The 17,036-nt window shown below is 35.9% G+C and carries 18 protein-coding genes and 1 pseudogene; 13 read left to right on the forward strand and 6 right to left on the reverse strand.

Annotation, left to right across the window (positions count from 1 at the left end):
* The first annotated feature begins 13 nt into the window (after positions 1 to 13).
* Positions 14 to 1,126 (forward strand): GerAB/ArcD/ProY family transporter, encoded by a 1,113-nt coding sequence (locus tag QNH17_RS12825; protein WP_283879039.1) that lies wholly within the window; start codon positions 14 to 16, stop codon positions 1,124 to 1,126.
* A 118-nt stretch (positions 1,127 to 1,244) separates the two neighbouring features.
* Here the strand turns inward: QNH17_RS12825 and QNH17_RS12830 are convergent, their stop codons facing one another.
* Positions 1,245 to 1,877 carry an MOSC domain-containing protein gene (locus QNH17_RS12830; RefSeq protein ID WP_283879040.1) on the reverse strand — a complete coding sequence of 211 codons (633 nt, stop codon included), beginning with the start codon at positions 1,875 to 1,877 and terminating at the stop codon, positions 1,245 to 1,247.
* Between the two features lie 268 nt (positions 1,878 to 2,145).
* Here QNH17_RS12830 and QNH17_RS12835 point away from each other — a divergent pair, with 268 nt between their 5' ends.
* The 9 genes from QNH17_RS12835 (at position 2,146) to QNH17_RS12875 (ending at position 8,399) form a co-directional block, all read left to right on the forward strand.
* On the forward strand, positions 2,146 to 3,108 hold the full coding sequence (locus QNH17_RS12835) for a tRNA dihydrouridine synthase (protein ID WP_283879041.1): 963 nt from the start codon (positions 2,146 to 2,148) through the stop codon (positions 3,106 to 3,108).
* Positions 3,109 to 3,313: 205 nt separating this feature from the next.
* Positions 3,314 to 3,895 carry a TetR/AcrR family transcriptional regulator gene (locus QNH17_RS12840; protein ID WP_283879042.1) on the forward strand — a complete coding sequence of 194 codons (582 nt, stop codon included), beginning with the start codon at positions 3,314 to 3,316 and terminating at the stop codon, positions 3,893 to 3,895.
* A 23-nt stretch (positions 3,896 to 3,918) separates the two neighbouring features.
* Positions 3,919 to 4,260: a DMT family transporter gene (locus QNH17_RS12845; RefSeq protein WP_283879043.1), complete on the forward strand. Its 342-nt coding sequence runs from the start codon at positions 3,919 to 3,921 to the stop codon at positions 4,258 to 4,260.
* A 1-nt stretch (position 4,261) separates the two neighbouring features.
* On the forward strand, positions 4,262 to 4,576 hold the full coding sequence (locus tag QNH17_RS12850; RefSeq protein WP_283879044.1) for a DMT family transporter: 315 nt from the start codon (positions 4,262 to 4,264) through the stop codon (positions 4,574 to 4,576).
* 64 nt (positions 4,577 to 4,640) lie between these two features.
* A complete protein-coding gene (locus QNH17_RS12855) occupies positions 4,641 to 4,868 on the forward strand; it encodes a cyclase (RefSeq protein WP_283879045.1) in 228 nt (75 codons plus the stop codon).
* Between the two features lie 173 nt (positions 4,869 to 5,041).
* The gene (locus QNH17_RS12860) at positions 5,042 to 5,410 is read left to right on the forward strand and encodes a hypothetical protein (protein WP_283879046.1); all 369 of its coding nucleotides are present in this window, start codon (positions 5,042 to 5,044) and stop codon (positions 5,408 to 5,410) included.
* Positions 5,411 to 5,536: 126 nt separating this feature from the next.
* Positions 5,537 to 6,007 (forward strand): hypothetical protein, encoded by a 471-nt coding sequence (locus QNH17_RS12865; RefSeq protein WP_283879047.1) that lies wholly within the window; start codon positions 5,537 to 5,539, stop codon positions 6,005 to 6,007.
* Positions 6,008 to 6,788: 781 nt separating this feature from the next.
* A complete protein-coding gene (locus QNH17_RS12870) occupies positions 6,789 to 7,400 on the forward strand; it encodes a sugar O-acetyltransferase (protein ID WP_283879048.1) in 612 nt (203 codons plus the stop codon).
* A 165-nt stretch (positions 7,401 to 7,565) separates the two neighbouring features.
* Positions 7,566 to 8,399, forward strand: coding sequence for a putative protein N(5)-glutamine methyltransferase (locus tag QNH17_RS12875; protein WP_283879493.1), 834 nt, complete (start codon positions 7,566 to 7,568; stop codon positions 8,397 to 8,399).
* 129 nt (positions 8,400 to 8,528) lie between these two features.
* Here QNH17_RS12875 and QNH17_RS12880 read toward each other — a convergent pair whose 3' ends face one another.
* Positions 8,529 to 9,002 carry a hypothetical protein gene (locus tag QNH17_RS12880; protein WP_283879049.1) on the reverse strand — a complete coding sequence of 158 codons (474 nt, stop codon included), beginning with the start codon at positions 9,000 to 9,002 and terminating at the stop codon, positions 8,529 to 8,531.
* A 182-nt stretch (positions 9,003 to 9,184) separates the two neighbouring features.
* Here QNH17_RS12880 and QNH17_RS12885 point away from each other — a divergent pair, with 182 nt between their 5' ends.
* Both QNH17_RS12885 and QNH17_RS12890 read left to right on the forward strand, forming a co-directional pair.
* On the forward strand, positions 9,185 to 9,826 hold the full coding sequence (locus QNH17_RS12885) for a class I SAM-dependent DNA methyltransferase (RefSeq protein ID WP_283879050.1): 642 nt from the start codon (positions 9,185 to 9,187) through the stop codon (positions 9,824 to 9,826).
* Positions 9,827 to 10,405: 579 nt separating this feature from the next.
* Positions 10,406 to 10,528: a hypothetical protein gene (locus QNH17_RS12890; protein WP_283879051.1), complete on the forward strand. Its 123-nt coding sequence runs from the start codon at positions 10,406 to 10,408 to the stop codon at positions 10,526 to 10,528.
* A gap of 282 nt (positions 10,529 to 10,810) precedes the next feature.
* Here the strand turns inward: QNH17_RS12890 and QNH17_RS12895 are convergent.
* A pseudogene (locus QNH17_RS12895) lies at positions 10,811 to 11,144 on the reverse strand (IS110 family transposase); the annotation flags it as partial.
* A 362-nt stretch (positions 11,145 to 11,506) separates the two neighbouring features.
* Between QNH17_RS12895 and QNH17_RS12900 the strand changes: the two are divergent.
* A complete protein-coding gene (locus QNH17_RS12900) occupies positions 11,507 to 11,938 on the forward strand; it encodes a hypothetical protein (protein WP_283879052.1) in 432 nt (143 codons plus the stop codon).
* Between the two features lie 603 nt (positions 11,939 to 12,541).
* Here QNH17_RS12900 and QNH17_RS12905 read toward each other — a convergent pair.
* The 3 genes from QNH17_RS12905 to QNH17_RS12915 are packed head-to-tail and all read right to left on the reverse strand — an operon-like array spanning position 12,542 to position 16,273.
* Positions 12,542 to 13,651, reverse strand: a complete 1,110-nt coding sequence (locus tag QNH17_RS12905; RefSeq protein WP_283879053.1) for a Ger(x)C family spore germination protein — start codon at positions 13,649 to 13,651, stop codon at positions 12,542 to 12,544.
* Complete coding sequence (locus tag QNH17_RS12910; protein ID WP_283879054.1) at positions 13,648 to 14,748, reverse strand: GerAB/ArcD/ProY family transporter; 1,101 nt, start codon at positions 14,746 to 14,748, stop codon at positions 13,648 to 13,650. Before QNH17_RS12910 ends, QNH17_RS12905 begins: the two co-directional genes overlap by 4 nt.
* The gene (locus tag QNH17_RS12915) at positions 14,729 to 16,273 is read right to left on the reverse strand and encodes a spore germination protein (RefSeq protein ID WP_283879055.1); all 1,545 of its coding nucleotides are present in this window, start codon (positions 16,271 to 16,273) and stop codon (positions 14,729 to 14,731) included. Before QNH17_RS12915 ends, QNH17_RS12910 begins: the two co-directional genes overlap by 20 nt.
* Between the last annotated feature and the right edge of the window lie 763 nt (positions 16,274 to 17,036).

A 17,036-nucleotide genomic window follows, 5' to 3' on the forward strand; every position in this document is an offset into this window, starting at 1 on the left:
AAGGTGATTGACTATGAGTAAACAATTAAATAAAAGTTTGACAGTATCTCCTTTTTTTTTATTTTTTTTGATTCACAGTACCCAAACCGGTGTAGGCTTGTTGAATTTTCAAAGTAAAATAATAAAGGGAGCAGAACAGGATGCATGGGTTTCAATTGTATTGGTTGGAATTAGTCTTCATCTCATTATTTGGCTGCTGTATTTCTTATTAAAGAAATCAAATAATGGTGATATTATGTCTTTACATCAACAATTATTTGGGAGATGGATAGGAAACGTATTAAATATTTTCTTTTATGGATATATGCTTTTAATTGTTTCGACTATAATTAGGTCCTATTTATCAGTTTTAGTTACTTGGGTTTTTCCTTATACACCGATTTGGTTTTTATCACTTACTATGATTTTTGTGATTTCATATTTAGTTGTTGGAGGCTTTAGGGTCATTACCGGAATTTGTTTTTGGGGGATGCTAGTCCCTTCCCTCCTTCTGTTTACTGTATATTTTCCATTGAAATATGCTTACTGGACAAATTTATTACCCGTTTTTAATCACAGCTTAAGTGACTATTTTGTATCAGCAAAAGAAAGTATTCTTATGTACTCAGGACCAGAATTTTTACTAATTTATTTTCCTTTTATTAAAAATAATCAAATCTCCCAAAAATGGGCCCACATTTCACAAGCGTATACAACCATTTTATATTTATTGGTTACAATCATATCATTTGTTTATTTTAGTCATGGGCAGCTTGAACATGTTACTTGGCCAACCCTCATGATGTCAAAAATTATCCGTTTTCCATTTATCGAAAGATTTGAATATATCTTTATCTTTTTATGGCTATTAGTGATCCTTCCCCCTTGTTGTATGGCATTGTGGGGGGCGATTCGAGTTTTGAAAGAATCGTTTAAATTTAAACCTAGAAGGTCATTATGGATGTCAATTATTATTGTTCATTTAATTGTAATTAATGTAAATAGTAAAATAGAAGTTGAGGAAATAGGGGATTTCTTAAAGTATATCACCTCTAGCTTTTTGTATATTTATTTACCTATATTGTTTATGTTTTATCTCATTTTACAAAACTTTAAGAAAGCAAAGAGTGGAAAGATAAATCCTTAGCAGTTCAATTTATTAAGATTTACTAAATTATAATACGAACGGGCAGAAGCAATATTATACATAAAAAACCTAGCTTTTTAGGCTAGGTTTTAGCGTTATCCAAAACACAATAATTGAATCATAACAATTTTAAAAATCTATTTCTCCAGTCCTCTGCAAGAGCATCAACTGTCAATATTTTTTCAATGGATGTTTTATCTTGTTTTTGGTGAAATAGAATTTGTGTAGCAAAAGAAACGGAGATTTCTTTTGCGTGTTTCTCCACAAGACTTATTTGCGAATTTAATGTAATAGTCCCTTCTTCTAATACACGAAAAAAGTACCCAGTTAGCGTCGTTTCAACGACTTTCTTTAAAAATTGTTTTTCCTGATTATAATTAGAGATAGTTGCACAAGGTACTCTTCCTTGTGTTACTTGGACAACAGTATCCCCTAATTTATATATATCACCAATACAAACCTGTTCTTCTACCATTCCTGTTGCAGTAATATTTTCTCCAAAAGCAGGTAGAATAAGCTTTTTTTGAAACATCTTTTCCCAATAGGAGTAATGCTCAAATGGATACAAACATACTGCACGGTCTGGCCCCCCGTGAAACTGGTGGTTTGCAACATCATCACCAACAAAGCCAGCTTTTTTTAACTCAACAGCTTGTACAGATGATTTTCCGATTGCGGAAAACTCCTTTTTATTGTTCCAATTAAATTCCTTTGGTTTTCCAATAGCCAAATTAATAATTTTTCGATTCAAATTAGATTTACCTCACTTCCACAGATCTCTTTAATCAATATTCAATAATAAATTCTTTTATAATATACCATTTAAGAACGATTTCAGTTAAAATAAATACTGCTGATTTTTACAATAGTTTTTCACAAATAATAAAGTACAAATATACTTCTGTTTGATAAAAAGTTATTAAGCATGATATAAGTGTAAAAGAAGTGGAACTTTTGGCTTTATATTTTTTTTCAGATTGTTTAAAGTTGTATCCATAGTGAGAGGATTTGAGTTTGAAATGATAGATAATTTTTGGCGTGATTTACCACGGCCATTTTTTGTACTTGCACCAATGGAGGATGTGACAGATCTTGTTTTCCGTCACGTAGTAAGTGAAGCCGGCCGTCCGGATGTATTTTTCACAGAGTTTACCAACTCGGATAGCTACTGTCATCCAGAGGGCATGAAAAGTGTGCGTGGCCGATTAACTTTTACAGAAGATGAACAGCCAATGGTGGCTCATATATGGGGGGATAATCCCGAATATTTCCGTCAAATGAGTATTGGCATGGCAGAGCTAGGATTTAAAGGCATCGATATTAATATGGGCTGCCCTGTACCGAATGTGGCATCGAGAGGGAAAGGTAGTGGCCTTATTCTGCGTCCAGACGTTGCGGCAGAACTTATTCAAGCAGCAAAAGCGGGCGGACTGCCTGTCAGCGTGAAAACACGACTTGGCTATAAGGAGGTTGAGGAGTGGGAGGAGTGGCTAACGCATATTTTAAAACAGGATATTGCGAACCTTTCTATTCATTTACGGACAAGAGAGGAAATGAGCCAAGTGGATGCGCATTGGGAGCTCATTCCGGAAATTAAAAAATTACGTGACCGTGTCGCACCAAATACGCTACTGACAATCAATGGCGACATTCCTGACCGTCAAACTGGTCTGCAGCTTGCTGAACAATATGGTATTGATGGCGTTATGATCGGGCGAGGTATTTTTAAAAATCCTTTTGCATTTGAAAAAGAGCCAAGAGAGCATAGCAGTAAAGAATACCTAGATCTTTTAAGACTGCAGCTTGATCTTCAAGATCAATATGCGGAAGTACTGCCACGTTCCATCACAGGGCTACATCGCTTTTTCAAAATTTATGTTAAAGGATTCCCTGGAGCTGCTGAATTAAGAAATCAATTGATGAACACGAAATCAACAGATGAAGTGCGTGCATTGCTTGATAACTTTGGAAAAGATAGTTGATGGGACGGGGTAAGTGAAAATAGGAGTGTTTGTAAAGAAATACAGGTAATTAATCTGGCTGCTATGATGCAGCCTTTTTCTTATTCGACTAAAGGCAGTTCAATTAGAATTGTAAAACTTTAATTCTTGAAAAAAATATTGACTGAAAAATTAATGTGTGATAAGTTTTAAAATATAACTGACGACCGTTCGGAAGGTGAATTTTATGACTTATAATCAAATTAAGAATGTTGCTCTGAATCATTTCACGGATAAGGGATATGAAGGAACATCGATGGCACATATCGCTGATGATGTAGGAATTAAAAAACAATCCATCTATACCCATTTCAAAGGGAAAGATGAACTTTTTCTACAGGTTTGCAGTGATGTTTTTGATGCCGAATTAAAATTTGTTATTAATTATATAGACAGTAACAAGACACAATCTATAGAGGAATTCTTATTTAATTTTCTTATGCTATATAAAGAAAGATATGAGAAGAACAACATAACAAAATTTTGGCTTCGAATCTCTTTCTTTCCACCCACTCATCTTTATGAACAGGTTATAAGTCATGTATATGAGTACTTGGATAAGGTAGAAAAACATCTCCTTTTGGTCATCGAGAAGGCGATGGTGGAGGGAGAACTTAGCTCAACCATTGATTCACAACAAGCTACTTCTGCATTTTTAGGAGTTTTAGATGGAATATTTGTTGAAATGTTATATGGAGGTTCTGAACGCTTAATGAAGAGAATGGATGCCTCTTGGTATCTTTATTGGCGTGGACTTTCGAAGGAATAATTATATTTTTTGGGGGATATGGAATGAAACGTAATTGGGTATTTGTCATATTGGCTGGCCTTATTGAGGTTTTGTGGGCATTAGGATTAAAGCATGCGAGCAACTGGCTTTCTTGGGCTGGTATTGCTCTACTTATATATATTTCATTTGTTTTACTGATAAAGGCGACAAAAAGCCTGCCCGTTGCTACAGTTTACGCAATCTTTACTGGAATAGGGACAGCTGGAACTGTTGTGGTGGAGATGTTGTTTTTCGGAGTGGCCTTTAGTTGGACGAAAGTATTATTTATTCTCTTACTTCTTTCTGGTGTGGTAGGCTTAAAGCTTGTCACAACTGAATCTAGTAAGAAAGAAGGTGCAGTGTAACATGGCCTGGATGTATCTTATACTGGCAGGAGCTTTTGAAGTGGTTGGAGTTACAGGTATGAATAAAGTGGTTAAAGACAAAAACATACAGTCATATATGGTACTGTTCATTGGATTTATATTTAGTTTTAGTTTTCTGAGTTTAGCAATGAAAACACTACCTGCGGGAACTTCCTATGCCGTTTGGACAGGAATCGGAACTGTAGGTGGAACGATTATTGGAATGCTTTTTTATGGAGAAGCAAAGGATTGGAGACGTATTTTATTTATCGCTCTAATATTAGTAGCAGTCATTGGATTGAAAATGACATCGTAGAATTGTTAACCTGAATATATATATTTAGATCAATTTTTAATCCAAGGTTAAGGTGTGATTCTATATGGATAAAAGAGTTCAATTTGACTTTGAAATCGAGTTTACGAACGGCGGGGGAATTCAAGGTCAGGAATTTCGTCTTGATATTGATGGCGATGACATTACTGACGAAGAGTTAGCAAAATATATTGTAGAAGATATGAGGTTGCTAATGGTTGGTAAAGTAAGGATACTTAACAAGAAAATCATTAATGAAAAACATAAACGAAGAGTTTCCGATGAGCAAAGCTGAGAATTATAAATGTTTATTTTGCTGTCCTGCAAATAGAAGCTGCCAAATGAGGTGGCTTTTTTTCTTATTCAGCAATTAGTTGAATATGATATCATTTAAAACAAAACATTTTAAATAATAAAAAAATGATTTAGTATGGAGAAAATAACCATATTTGAAACGAGGCGTTTTAGATGAGTGAGATGGAAAAAGTGATTTCCTTTTTATTTGGAATTGCTATGAACGCATTAATAATAATGGCATTATTAAGCCTCAATGGAAAAATAAACCGACAGAAGAAATGGTTATCTATATTAAGCCTTATATCCACTATTATTTTCAGTTTCATTCCTACAACTGGTACTAGAGTTGATAAAGATTTGTGGGAGTATCACCTTGGTTTTCCTGCTGAAGGTTTTATTTATCGGGGCGGATGGGATATAAATTTTAGCTCTCTCGGGTTTATATATAACTTTTTCTTCTTTTATTGGGTGTTTAAATTCATTTTAAAAGTTAGAGAGGTTGGTGTTGCAATAGCAAAAGGTCTAAAATCTCAATCATAAATTTTTTCAAAAGGATTCAATCGATGATGTTCTATAGTGTTACATCTTATTGTCTATAATGTATAAATCGCTTTATTTAGTCAAAGTCTAAATATAGTTGATGATAAAAATAGAGGTGGACTTACGATGGCATTATCAATCATTCTTTATTTAGCGTGGTTAATTATTACTATATTATATGCAATGAAGAAACCATTTTCAAAAATAGAAATTTCTGCCATCATATTTTTTATTTTTATTATTGATATTAACCGGAGTTGGATAACAAATGATGAACTAAAATATATTACATATTCTAAAGTTCCACTAAATTATACAGCATATATTATTCATCGTACCTTTATAACCCCAGTGTTTATAGTACTAGGTATGAGTAGTATTCCTAGAAACTCGACAGTGTTAAAGAAAATTTCAGCGATTCTTATTTCTTCCTTTGTTTTAGTTTTAATACGAATTGTTTTACTAAAATTTGATGTCGTCTATTTCCATCAATGGAATTTGTTCTATGATTATCTATACTATGTCTTATTACATTTGTTAGGATATTTTATTCTAAACTGTTACAATTCATTAGTTTTAAAAGGAGCTAAAAATTAAATGATTTGGATCGGAAATTTTAGCCTAAATGAGATTTCACTAATCATAATGAATGTTATCGGTTACTCAATAATGATGTTTTTACCAAAAAAACTAGGTAGGGATGTAACTTTTATAAGTATACTTGCAGGTTTATCAACTGGTATGTTGTTTGATTTTACGATAGGTGGAGGTCTCCTGGATTTTTACAAGCAAAATGATAGTAATCACTATGAACTATTTGATCTATTCTATTATTCCTTATTTGCACCGTTTGGTTATTTTTTTATGTATTTTTATCATGTGATACGGATTAATAAAATATCATTTATATTTTATATTACCGCTTGGGCTTTTATTGGTATTACTGTTCAATGGATATTTACACTTCTTCATATCCTTACTTATCAAAATAACTATCAATTATCGTACTCTTTTCCTATATTCTTACTAACTCAAACATTGACGGGGCTCTATTACCTTTTCATTACTAGAGATAATAGTAGAAAACTGACCTAAGAAAGGGTGCAAGAGTTTAAGAACGAGATCGCTGCGGCGGTCTTTTTATGTTGGGCAAGCTAATGCAGGGAGTTCAAGAAGCATCGTCCTTAATCACCTACGACATGGCATGCGAATAAGTAATAGGAGTTAATGTGGCAGGATAATTGAAAAAGTAATGATTATTAAAGATAATAAAAAAGGGCAGGTCACGGTAATATAAATTTTTTTAGGCTAATAGTGAAATTAAGATGGAAACGGATTGAGAATTCAATAAAATATTGAAAAAAGGGAGTGAGTATTTATGTCAATCAGGGAAAAAATGAAAAACGGAAAATTATATTTCTGTAATGATGAAGATTTAATGAATGAACAGATGCAATGTCTAGAGGTATTATATGACTTTAATCAGACTAGACCTTCTCAAGTAGAAAAGAGAAAAGAAATTTTACATAAACTGTTTGCCGAAGTAGGTGCCAACGTGTATATTGAACCACCACTTCATGCAAATTGGGGTAGACATACACATCTAGGAAATGACGTCTACGTCAATTTCAATCTTACATTGGTAGATGACACCGATATTTATATAGGCAATAATGTATTAATTGGGCCTAATGTGACGATTGATGCAGGAACTCATCCGATTCATCCAGAATTACGGAGAAAATCGGCACAGTATAACCTGCCAGTAGTAATTGAGGATAATGTTTGGATTGGAGCAGGTGCGATTATCTTACCCGGAGTTCGAATTGGCGAAAATACTGTAATCGGTGCCGGTAGTGTAGTTACCAAGGATATTCCAGCCAATGTAATAGCAATAGGAAGCCCTTGCAGGATAATGCGGGAAATCAATGAGCGTGACATGGAGTTTTATCATAAAGACATGAAAATCGATGAAAAAGACTTAATTTAAAAGATTCATTAATAATCTTACCTAAGACTGCTGCTGCAGTCTTTTTTCTTGCTGTGCTGACGGAGCAAGTTAGTTGAAGAAGGATTTTTCCATTTTATAGCGAACTATTTATATTACTTTTATATAAGTAGGTGTGGTTATATAGAAAAGCAAATTAATTTTAATATTGATGATCAAATTAAAAAAAATATTATCGAAAGTCTTAGGTCCGCCGGATGTGTTTTCGCAGAAGAAGAGGCTGAACTTCTTTTTTCTGAGTCAATGACATTGGATGAGCTCTCAAGTATGGTCAATCTTCGAATGACAGGTACCCCACTTGAACATGTCCTTGGTTGGGCGAAGTTTTGCGGCATAAGGATTATTGTAGACCCAGGAGTCTTCGTTCCTAGGGTCCGTACAGAATACCTCGTCCGAAATGCGGTTGCCTTATCAGTAACTGGGGCCATAGTCGTTGACCTTTGCTGTGGTACAGGAGCGGTTGGTATTGCGATAGCAAAAGGTCTAGAGTGGATTCAGTTGTATGCAGTGGACATTGACCCAATCGCAGTGCGCTGTGCTCGCCGAAATGTTACAAACCTTGGTGGGCTCGTATTTGAAGGGGACCTCTATAAGGCTCTACCTGCCAAACTACGTGGGAAAGTAAACATCGTGGTAGCAAACGCACCCTACGTGCCTACAGGAGCAATGAATCTACTTCCACAGGAAGCACGTTTACATGAACCGAAGGTGGCGCTGGACGGTGGATATGACGGACTCGATATTCAACGAAGAGTAGCAGAAGAAGCAACCCTCTGGCTAGCTCCAGGAGGGCATTTATTAGTAGAAACAAGTCAAATGCAGGCACCTCATTCCTTAGAAATCTTTGCCCAATTCGGGCTGATACCTCAATTGATACACAACGATGAAATGGACGCTACTGTCGTAATTGGAACCAAACCGAACCTGTGGAAACATAATGAGCCTAGTGCGCTTGTCGAAAAACCAAAAGGGATTGATTAATCATTGTCTTTACTAATTGAACTGGGTGCGAATCTTTAATAATGAAGGATCGCATTTTCAATACAAAGGAATTATTTTTCTGATGCAGTATTAAAGGGCATCCTTGAGGTTGCCCTTTTGTATCCCCCCTTATCTTTTTTTCGCCCTCAATAAGGCCGCGTAGCTTGCCGCCTTTTTGGGTGGGGCAGTGAGGGATTTCTCATAACCTTTCTGGAAACTTTTTTCGTACGCCTTCACAAACTTCAGCCCGAGTATCCGTTGGGCCGCCTGTACCGCATTCATTTCCGGATGGGCATGAAGGTAGGCGTAGAATTTCTCCCCAGAGGAAAAAGAGAGGTACACCTGTCGAAGAAGTCCTATTTTAATGAGAGGCTGAACTATTTCCATCTTGTTGTCCAAGCTCAGCTGGGAGCGTGGCATCTGCTGCCAAGCACGGGAGATCCTGAAATTATGACGGTCCTCAAGCCCCGACCGGATTCCTTCATAATATCCTTCTTCCTTCCCCATCTGGACGGGGTCGGTCGGCGGTTCGCCGTCTGTCTGTAAACCGCCGGTGAAAAGAAGGCCTGCAAACAGGAAAAAGGCTATAAGTTTCCGTGTCACAGCTTTTCCCCCTTTCTATTTATTTCGTCTTCTTTAGTTTAACCAGTCATTTCCGTCATATGAGTAGGGACTTTTATCAGGAGGACAATTTAGAATAATCAAATGCTAATAGTGACCAATAACTTTTTTAATTCATAGTATATTTATAGGTATTATATGGATTGAATTGTGAGGTGAATAAATTGGGCAGAGAGTTTATTCAGTTGTTCGATGATTGGGCAGAATATTATGAAGAAACTATCTCAGGAAAGGATCAAGAATACAAAGAAGTTTTTGAGCGGTATGATTATATATTAGAAACGGTTGCTTTAAGATCTCATGGCACTGTTCTTGAATTCGGTGTTGGTACTGGAAACCTAACTGAGAAATTGATTAAGTTAGGCAGAAAGGTTATTGGTGTTGAACCTTCTAAGATGATGAGGGAAAAAACAAAAGCTCGTTTATTAGATTGTCTTTTATTCGATGGGGATTTTTTATCCTTTCCTGAATTGCCAGGGAAAGTGGACTCAATTGTAAGTACCTATGCTTTTCATCATTTGACAGATGCTGAAAAGGAAGTTGCTATTTCCCTTTATTCCACGATGCTAGATGATCGGGGAAAGATCATTTTTGCTGATACTGCCTTCATTAATGATGAGGAGCGGCGGGAGTGCCAACGAAAAGTTAGAGAACAGGGTTATGGGAATCTACTGGAGGACCTACAAAGAGAATACTATTCAACTTTAGAAGTCCTTGAGGAACTTTTCACTAAGAATGGTTTTAAGGTAAGTTTTGAAAAAATGAACTCGTATGTTTGGGTGATGGAAGCGATAAAGGCAGTCTAAGAAATTTCCCTTGATAAACTAAAGGGGACTTGAATTGAACAAGGGGTTACTGCTGCAGCCCTTCATTTCGAAAGTTTTTTGAAAAAATTAAGTCAGTTTTCTTTTCTAAAAAGTGTTCTATTACTTCTATAGGATTGCTGCTGCAGTCCTTTTTTTGTTATGGCACTGTTATAACTGAATGTTGATTTCACTGTGTTTGAATAATAAACGTAAAAATCCGTTTAAATTGGGAAATACCCATATTTCCTTAAAAATAAAGGAAGTTTTTCCTTTTATATGATCCAAATCTTTGGATTTTGTCTTATTTAGAGAAGTTAATCGGAATTTCTCCGCTTATAGTTGCTTCTTATGCTTCCTCTATATACATTAGCCGGAAATTCTCCACCTATGAATTCTCATACCTACACGAAAATCAACAATGAATAAAAACAGAGCCTTTGTTATAAATAAGGTGAATGAACAATCGAACTTGTTTGAATGAGAATATACTAAAGAAAGAAATAAATAAATTTCGTGAGCACATTCCACTTACTGATGAATTACTTGTAAAATGACTAAGTTAAAAGGGGTGATAGGTAATTGGGACGAATGAAAATAAAAAGAATTGCAGTCGATTCCATCCTTTATTCAGAAGTTGATGATTGTGAAACAGACGATCAAACAGATGATTGGGATGTTCAATTAGAAGGAAGTGAAAGTTAAATATCAATTGCTAATGCTTTTAAATTTTGGAACTCAGAAATAAGTCACATTTATGTCATATGATATGAAAATGAATTTAGGTGGACTGTGTTATACTATTTTTTAATAATAGTTTTAATTAAAGCAGTTCTCTAACCTATAGAAATACTTTAAGCCGCCAAATAATTAGTTCATTAGTTAATATAGTATATGAACCCAAGTACTAAAACAAAAGTGTGCTTGAGTTAAAGATTAGAGCTGTCATTAAGGCAGCTTTTTCTTGTTGAATTAAACCAGCTAATAGAGATGGTAAGCATCTATCGCATCTGTCTTTACTTTTCGAAGACTTGAACTTTTAGCCTTAAAAGAAATCAATGGATTAACGATGATCAATAAATACCCACGGTCCTCCTAGTATTGAACAATAGAGGAATGATAATGTCCTGTCGCTTCTAGAACAATAGGTGGTTTCTTACCAGTTTCCATTCATAACCACCTCCAGAAACTCTACAAGTAAATCAAGACCTTCAATAGTATGAGAAACTTTAAAACTCTTACGGTATGGTTTGCCTTTATCTATAAATGCCTGAACTTTACTTTCCCCTTTTGAAACATCCAGACCAATGACTGGATTCATTCTAAAATCTCCTCCTAAACTCGTAATTTGCCAGTACCCCTAATTCCTCCATGCAGTGTCATAGCTTCGCTTGTTATACGAGATCTAGGTCACAACCAGCCTCAATCATGTTTCTACAAGAAGGGGGCGAACGGTTTAGCTGACGGGGTCAAAGCCCCACGGGCAGTTAAGTTCTACCCTGGCTACTGATATAATAAGACCCAAATAAATAAGGTCAACCAGAAATATTTAGCATTCTGGTTAACCTTATAATACGAACGGGGTAGGTTTCTTTTAGAAGGAATTAACCCCTTTACCAAAATCTTGTAGTATCATTGATATAAATAGGGTATGGGGGAGATGTACTTGAAAGAGAAGATTTTATGTTTTTTATGTTCTTTATACTTATCATAGTAGTTGTTCCAATTGTATTTGCCAGTTCACCTTTTGTTATTGGTGAAGAAAAAGCAGGAGGCTATGAATACACTGTAATAAAAGAACAAAACACATTTACTTGGAAAATTGGTCATCAAGACAACATTTCTACTCTCGTAGAGAATAAGGATAATAACGAAGATTTGGAGCGTTTTAGAATTGCGGTTGAGGATATTAATATGGAAATATTTAATATAATAATATCTGCATCATATTTTTTAATTGTTGTTATAACAACGTTATTTTTCTACAAGAAGAAAAAACAAATACCTAAAGGTGTTGGTGCAATTATTACTATATTTGTAGGGATTGCATTGTATTATACAATAGTAAATTCTATTAACCTAAATACTGCATTTCAGGATGCGAAGTTTTATTAATCGATGCTAACAAATTAAGAATTTAAATTCCACTAAATGGTGTTTACTCCAAGAGGAGTAGAGCCTTTTTGGTTGCTCCACTAACGGTGCAGGTGAGACGAATTCGATTAATCTTCAAATAATTCGTGCTTATGAGAATGAACTTCTAGAGGAGTGGCAGATTGTTTGTCGGGACAGCGGGTCTAAATATCGTTTTGAAACCTTTGAGAGTAAAGAATTGGAGATATTAAGTGACCATGAATTGCTATGGAAATATAACAACGATTGCGGCAAGTTAATCTTAAAGGGGAGAGCGAAATCGACTTTTAAAACCATTGGGGAACTGTATAAAACGCACCATAACCATACGAAGGGTTACTTACCTAGGCGACGATGTGGTTCTTTGTGCTAATCGTAGTTGTACTTTACATACTGTTCCTGTTCATGCCCAAAAGCTTCCACCTAACTGAGCATAGATACTTGTAGTCTCAATTTACTCATTACCGAGTACACTCTGAATGACTTCCAATGGAGCACCGTGATAGCCCTACTGTTAACACAGTAAGGCTATTTTGCAGCTTCCGCTACTCACTTTCTTAGTTTTCATGTTTGATTACTCATCCATTACAAGACAATTCCGTTTTTGATGATTTCAACTTTCACATTTGTTTTAAACTTTATATTTTTAAAATAATCCGTCTTATCCAGCATGGCCCAAGTTTTAGGGTGAAGCGCAATCAGTCTCCTTCCAATTCCAAAAACATCACAGTTCGACTGCTGTAATTTTGTAACGACTTGATTTGCTTCTTCTGTAAGCTCCTTCGTTAAAGCCTCGTTTAGGTGATCTATTTCCTTTGGAACATCCCCTTTGGGATATTCTTCTACGTTTATCTTTAAATGTGAATATATATAAACAGAAACCTCTCCATTTTTTACTTGTACTTTTAATTTTCTTTTCATTTTGTGAACATTAAATGTAATATAGTTTTTTAATTTCTGCTCCTCATCGTTATTTACCTGTTTTGTAAATCGTGCGTATTTTCCTTTTTTGTTATTCAATAAAAGAAGGAGGGTTGAATCCTCTGGTGAAATACTTCGCACATATTTTTTTTCATTCATGAGTGCTAAGCCGACCACTACAGCGCTTTTCTTGTTATTTATTTTTAGGTAAGGAAGGACGATATCTTCTCCAGGATCAAGCATTTCTGAAGCGAGTGTCTGGATGGTTTGATTCGGAATAATGGAGTTTTCTTCTGCGCTTGTAAGAGCGTCTTGTATATATTCGCTCACGTTTGTCTCATGTTTCGGTGTAATATTAAGCAGATTAACCGCTTCTCCCTCCACCACCCCAAGTGTCGCCCCCAATGAATTTCGGGGATCTCTCCAAATAACATCTAACGGAGGATAAATACCTGAAGCAGCCATTTGTTCGCCAAACAGAATCAGTTTATTTTTAGATGTATCTAATATTCCAGATATTTCTCGGTCGATTTTACGTCGGCTATCCCTTGGTGTATGACCTTTTGCAGAAAATGTTTCACTTTTAACCAAAGCTTGCGGTCCCCCTGCGGCCTCCTCGATAATGGGGATGGAAACCCCTAACAACAGATCCTCGTTATCTGTCAAATCGAAACTTAATATTTGTACGAGAACTGCATTTTTCAACAGGTGCTGGTCCCAGCATCCAGTAAGTAATAAACATAAAAGTACAAAGATAGGCTTTTGGCTTTTCATAGATTATTCACCACTTCTTTTTTCGACAAGACCCATGAGAGAATGAGTAGAAGTATAGGGATGATGCCAATAAAAATATAGTGCGTCGGCCCAAGAAAGTGATTAAAATGTTCAAAGTCTCTTCCTTGATCAGGAAGAAGAGCCAAAATTAAATTGACTCCTGCAACAATGGGCAGACAGCCGGCATAGTGTTTTTTTCTAAAAAGGCTGGCCAACCCCATTGAAGATAATAATAGCCAATTCGCAATCGAAGTTGCAACGACTACAAGCCAGAGCGATAAGAAAAATAAATCCGTCCTTTCGAGAACCTGAAACGAATAGGCTTTAATCATATATAATAATGGCTCTGGAGTCAGTCCGATATCTATATTTGGCTCGAAATAGACAAGGGCTGCAAACACTAAAAAGGTATAATAGAAGGTGACAAAAATGTTCGCTGTTGTGATGGCGATCAGCTTCTCTTTTCCGGAAGCTTGCACATAGGGATGGATAAAAAGAAACAGTTCAAAGCCCAACATAGAGAAAGCAGCTTCTTTTGAACCTTTCAATATTGTTAGAATGCTATGCCCCCCTACTGGAAAGATATACAGGAAGTTCGCATCCTTCATTGCATATACAATCAACACTAATAATACAAACAGAATGGGGGATACCAGTACATAAAATCTCGCAATACTGGTTAATCCGGCATTGACGATGTAAATGCAGGTGATGAGGATTAAAACCATTGTAATCCAATTAGGGGTACGTGGTAAGATCCATTTATCAAGGATATCACTATATCTTGCTAAAACTAAGCTCCCTGTTACCATAAAATAAAGTGCATAACTGAGAATAAGTACCTTCCCGACAACTTTCCCCAGTAATTTTGGGAGTATTTCGTACAAAGATGACGAAGGAAATCTTCTGCTTAATCCCCAAAAGGCAAAAATAATCGCCTGCGAGATGATTCCTGCAAGTAAAGTGGAAATCCAGCCATCCTGTTTGGCTAATAATGCCACATCATGGGGCAACGATAATATTCCTACCCCGATTTGGGCCTGGATAATCATAAAGACAAGCTGTTTGTTCGTAATTCTATTCTTGTTTTGTTTCATTTTTATCCCAGCCCCTTGCCAAAGATTGCTTTTTCAGGGTGTTCGGTTTTGAATCAAGCGGACGTGAATTAAATTTCCAAAGGGGTAAACGGATAAACGTATCCTTCATGTCTTTTAATCGAAATGGTGCCCAAGGTGCAAAGTAGGCAGTGCCAAATGATTCTAACCTGCATAAATGAGCTAAAGTAAACATAAACCCGAAGGTAATCCCAACAAATCCAAAGGTTGATGCCAAAATCATATGGGGAAAACGCAAAAATCGTACGGCATTACTCATTTCTGTGGTCGGGATGCTGTAGGCCGCAATGGCCGTAATCGCTACAACCACAATCATGGTATTTGAAATGAGGCCTGCACGGACAACTGCATCACCAATAACCAAACCTCCGACAATACCGATGGTTTGGCCAATCCTTGATGGAAGGCGTACCCCTGCTTCCCGTATCAGTTCAATGGTCAACTCCATGACAAGTGCTTCAATTAACGGAGGAAAAGGTATATTTTTGATGGAACTTACAACAGGGAGAACTAAATCATCCGGCAGGACTTCAAAATGAAAACCAATCACCGCAATATAAATAGCAGGCAAATTAACTGCAATGAAAATGCTTACGAGCCTCAAGGAACGGATAAAGGTTCCGATCATCCAACGTGAGTTATAATCATCAGGTGAATGGAAAAATGCAAAAAAAGTAACGGGAATAATTAAACCAGCAGGATACCCTTCCATCAACACCGCCACTCTTCCTTCATTCAAATGACTTACTACACGATCTATTCTCTCTGTACTTAATATCTGAGGAAAGGGTGACCATGTGGAATCTTCGATCAATTCCTGAAGAGCTCCAGTACTGGGGATATAATCCATTGAAATATGATGGACCCTCCGTTTGAATTCGTTGATCATTTCATTATTGGCAAGTTGTTTCATATAAACCATGGCTATTTTGGATTGAATCTGGTCACCCACTGTTAAATATTCCATGGTAAGGTTTACGGTTCTACACGATTTCCTGATTAAATGAAGATTGGTTGAAAGGTTTTCGATAAAACCTTCATGAGACCCCTGAATGACTTGTTCATTGCTAGGTTCCATAATGGTCCTCTCTTTGGAGAGGCCAACTTCCACCATGGAGAATTCTTTGGCACCATCCAAGAACACGATGCAGGACCCATTTAAAAGTGCTTCTTGAGCTTTGAATAAGTTATCTGATTTAAGTAAGTTAGTATGAAGTACACCTTCGAACTGGGTATCCTCCACTTCCATCATAGGTTTTACAATATCGGTTTGAATCTTATCCTTGTCTACCATCGTATCTAAGAAAACCAAAATTCCCCGCTTATTTCTTTCATTTAATTCCTTAATCATTAAATCAGCCGAATATGAAAATGTTTGTTTAAAAAAAGAAATATTTTCATCGATTGTATGGAATACCTCTTTAAACGATATAGAGTCCTGATTTGAAGAAACTGGTTGGATATCTCTTTTCATGACCTTTTTTAAGGCAAGGTTGAGGAATTTCATTTTTTTACTCCATTATCAAAATGTTTCTAATAACATCCCCAGAATATGGTATATATATGTAATTGTTTGTTCTGGTTAAAAATGAAAAAAGGCTATTTAATTCAATTGTTGTAGAACCTTCGCTAATTCTAAAATTCATCAAGTATACAGGAAAGGTATCCATCCCTTTTATCAATAAGTAGGTTGCATAGCTGTGCCTTAGTTGGTGGGGATGAATGTGTTTATTTATGCTAGAGAATTTAGTAAATAGGCTTAAAAGTAAAAGTTATCAAAGAGGCCTTATGAAAATACTAAATACTATCTATGAAAATGATTTTCTAGACTGTTCATTTGGATTTCGTCCAAAGATACCCTATACCCTGCCTGATAAAGACGGGTGATATTGAATGGGATGACAATATATATGATGAGCTATTAGAAGCTCTTGACAAAAAGGGGTTACAGTCTGTAACTGACATAGAATTTGATTGGGAAGAAAATGATCTGGAAAATTTATTCCCTATTTTATGGGAAAGATTTGGAGAAGAACCACTAGGTTAAAAGTGTTTATTTCGGGGGAAAACATTTGGAACATCTACGAATTACCAGGAAAAGAGTATTAAATACCTTCTAACTGTTTCAGTCGTTATCTTATTCTTTGTTATTTTTTATACACCTACTTTAAAAATGCCGATAAGTTGGGCTGGCGCTTGGATAGGAATAGAAGCTGAACCAAGTTATATCCCTTTTGATTATAACAAGAGTTATATGACCACTACTTCCT

This window comes from Neobacillus sp. SuZ13, assembly GCF_030123365.1.
Taxonomy (GTDB): Bacteria; Bacillota; Bacilli; order Bacillales; family Cytobacillaceae; genus Neobacillus.

What these genes read in the sequence shown, in the direction of transcription:
- QNH17_RS12825 (WP_283879039.1), top strand. Translation starts at nt 14, where the DNA reads ATGAGTAAACAATTAAATAAAAGTTTGACAGTATCTCCTTTTTTTTTA.
- QNH17_RS12835 (WP_283879041.1), top strand. Translation starts at nt 2,146, where the DNA reads ATGATAGATAATTTTTGGCGTGATTTACCACGGCCATTTTTTGTACTT.
- QNH17_RS12840 (WP_283879042.1), top strand. Translation starts at nt 3,314, where the DNA reads ATGACTTATAATCAAATTAAGAATGTTGCTCTGAATCATTTCACGGAT.
- QNH17_RS12845 (WP_283879043.1), top strand. Translation starts at nt 3,919, where the DNA reads ATGAAACGTAATTGGGTATTTGTCATATTGGCTGGCCTTATTGAGGTT.
- QNH17_RS12850 (WP_283879044.1), top strand. Translation starts at nt 4,262, where the DNA reads ATGGCCTGGATGTATCTTATACTGGCAGGAGCTTTTGAAGTGGTTGGA.
- QNH17_RS12855 (WP_283879045.1), top strand. Translation starts at nt 4,641, where the DNA reads ATGGATAAAAGAGTTCAATTTGACTTTGAAATCGAGTTTACGAACGGC.
- QNH17_RS12860 (WP_283879046.1), top strand. Translation starts at nt 5,042, where the DNA reads ATGAGTGAGATGGAAAAAGTGATTTCCTTTTTATTTGGAATTGCTATG.
- QNH17_RS12865 (WP_283879047.1), top strand. Translation starts at nt 5,537, where the DNA reads ATGGCATTATCAATCATTCTTTATTTAGCGTGGTTAATTATTACTATA.
- QNH17_RS12870 (WP_283879048.1), top strand. Translation starts at nt 6,789, where the DNA reads ATGTCAATCAGGGAAAAAATGAAAAACGGAAAATTATATTTCTGTAAT.
- QNH17_RS12900 (WP_283879052.1), top strand. Translation starts at nt 11,507, where the DNA reads ATGTTTTTTATGTTCTTTATACTTATCATAGTAGTTGTTCCAATTGTA.
- QNH17_RS12905 (WP_283879053.1), bottom strand. Translation starts at nt 13,651, where the DNA reads ATGAAAAGCCAAAAGCCTATCTTTGTACTTTTATGTTTATTACTTACT.
- QNH17_RS12910 (WP_283879054.1), bottom strand. Translation starts at nt 14,748, where the DNA reads ATGAAACAAAACAAGAATAGAATTACGAACAAACAGCTTGTCTTTATG.
- QNH17_RS12915 (WP_283879055.1), bottom strand. Translation starts at nt 16,273, where the DNA reads ATGAAATTCCTCAACCTTGCCTTAAAAAAGGTCATGAAAAGAGATATC.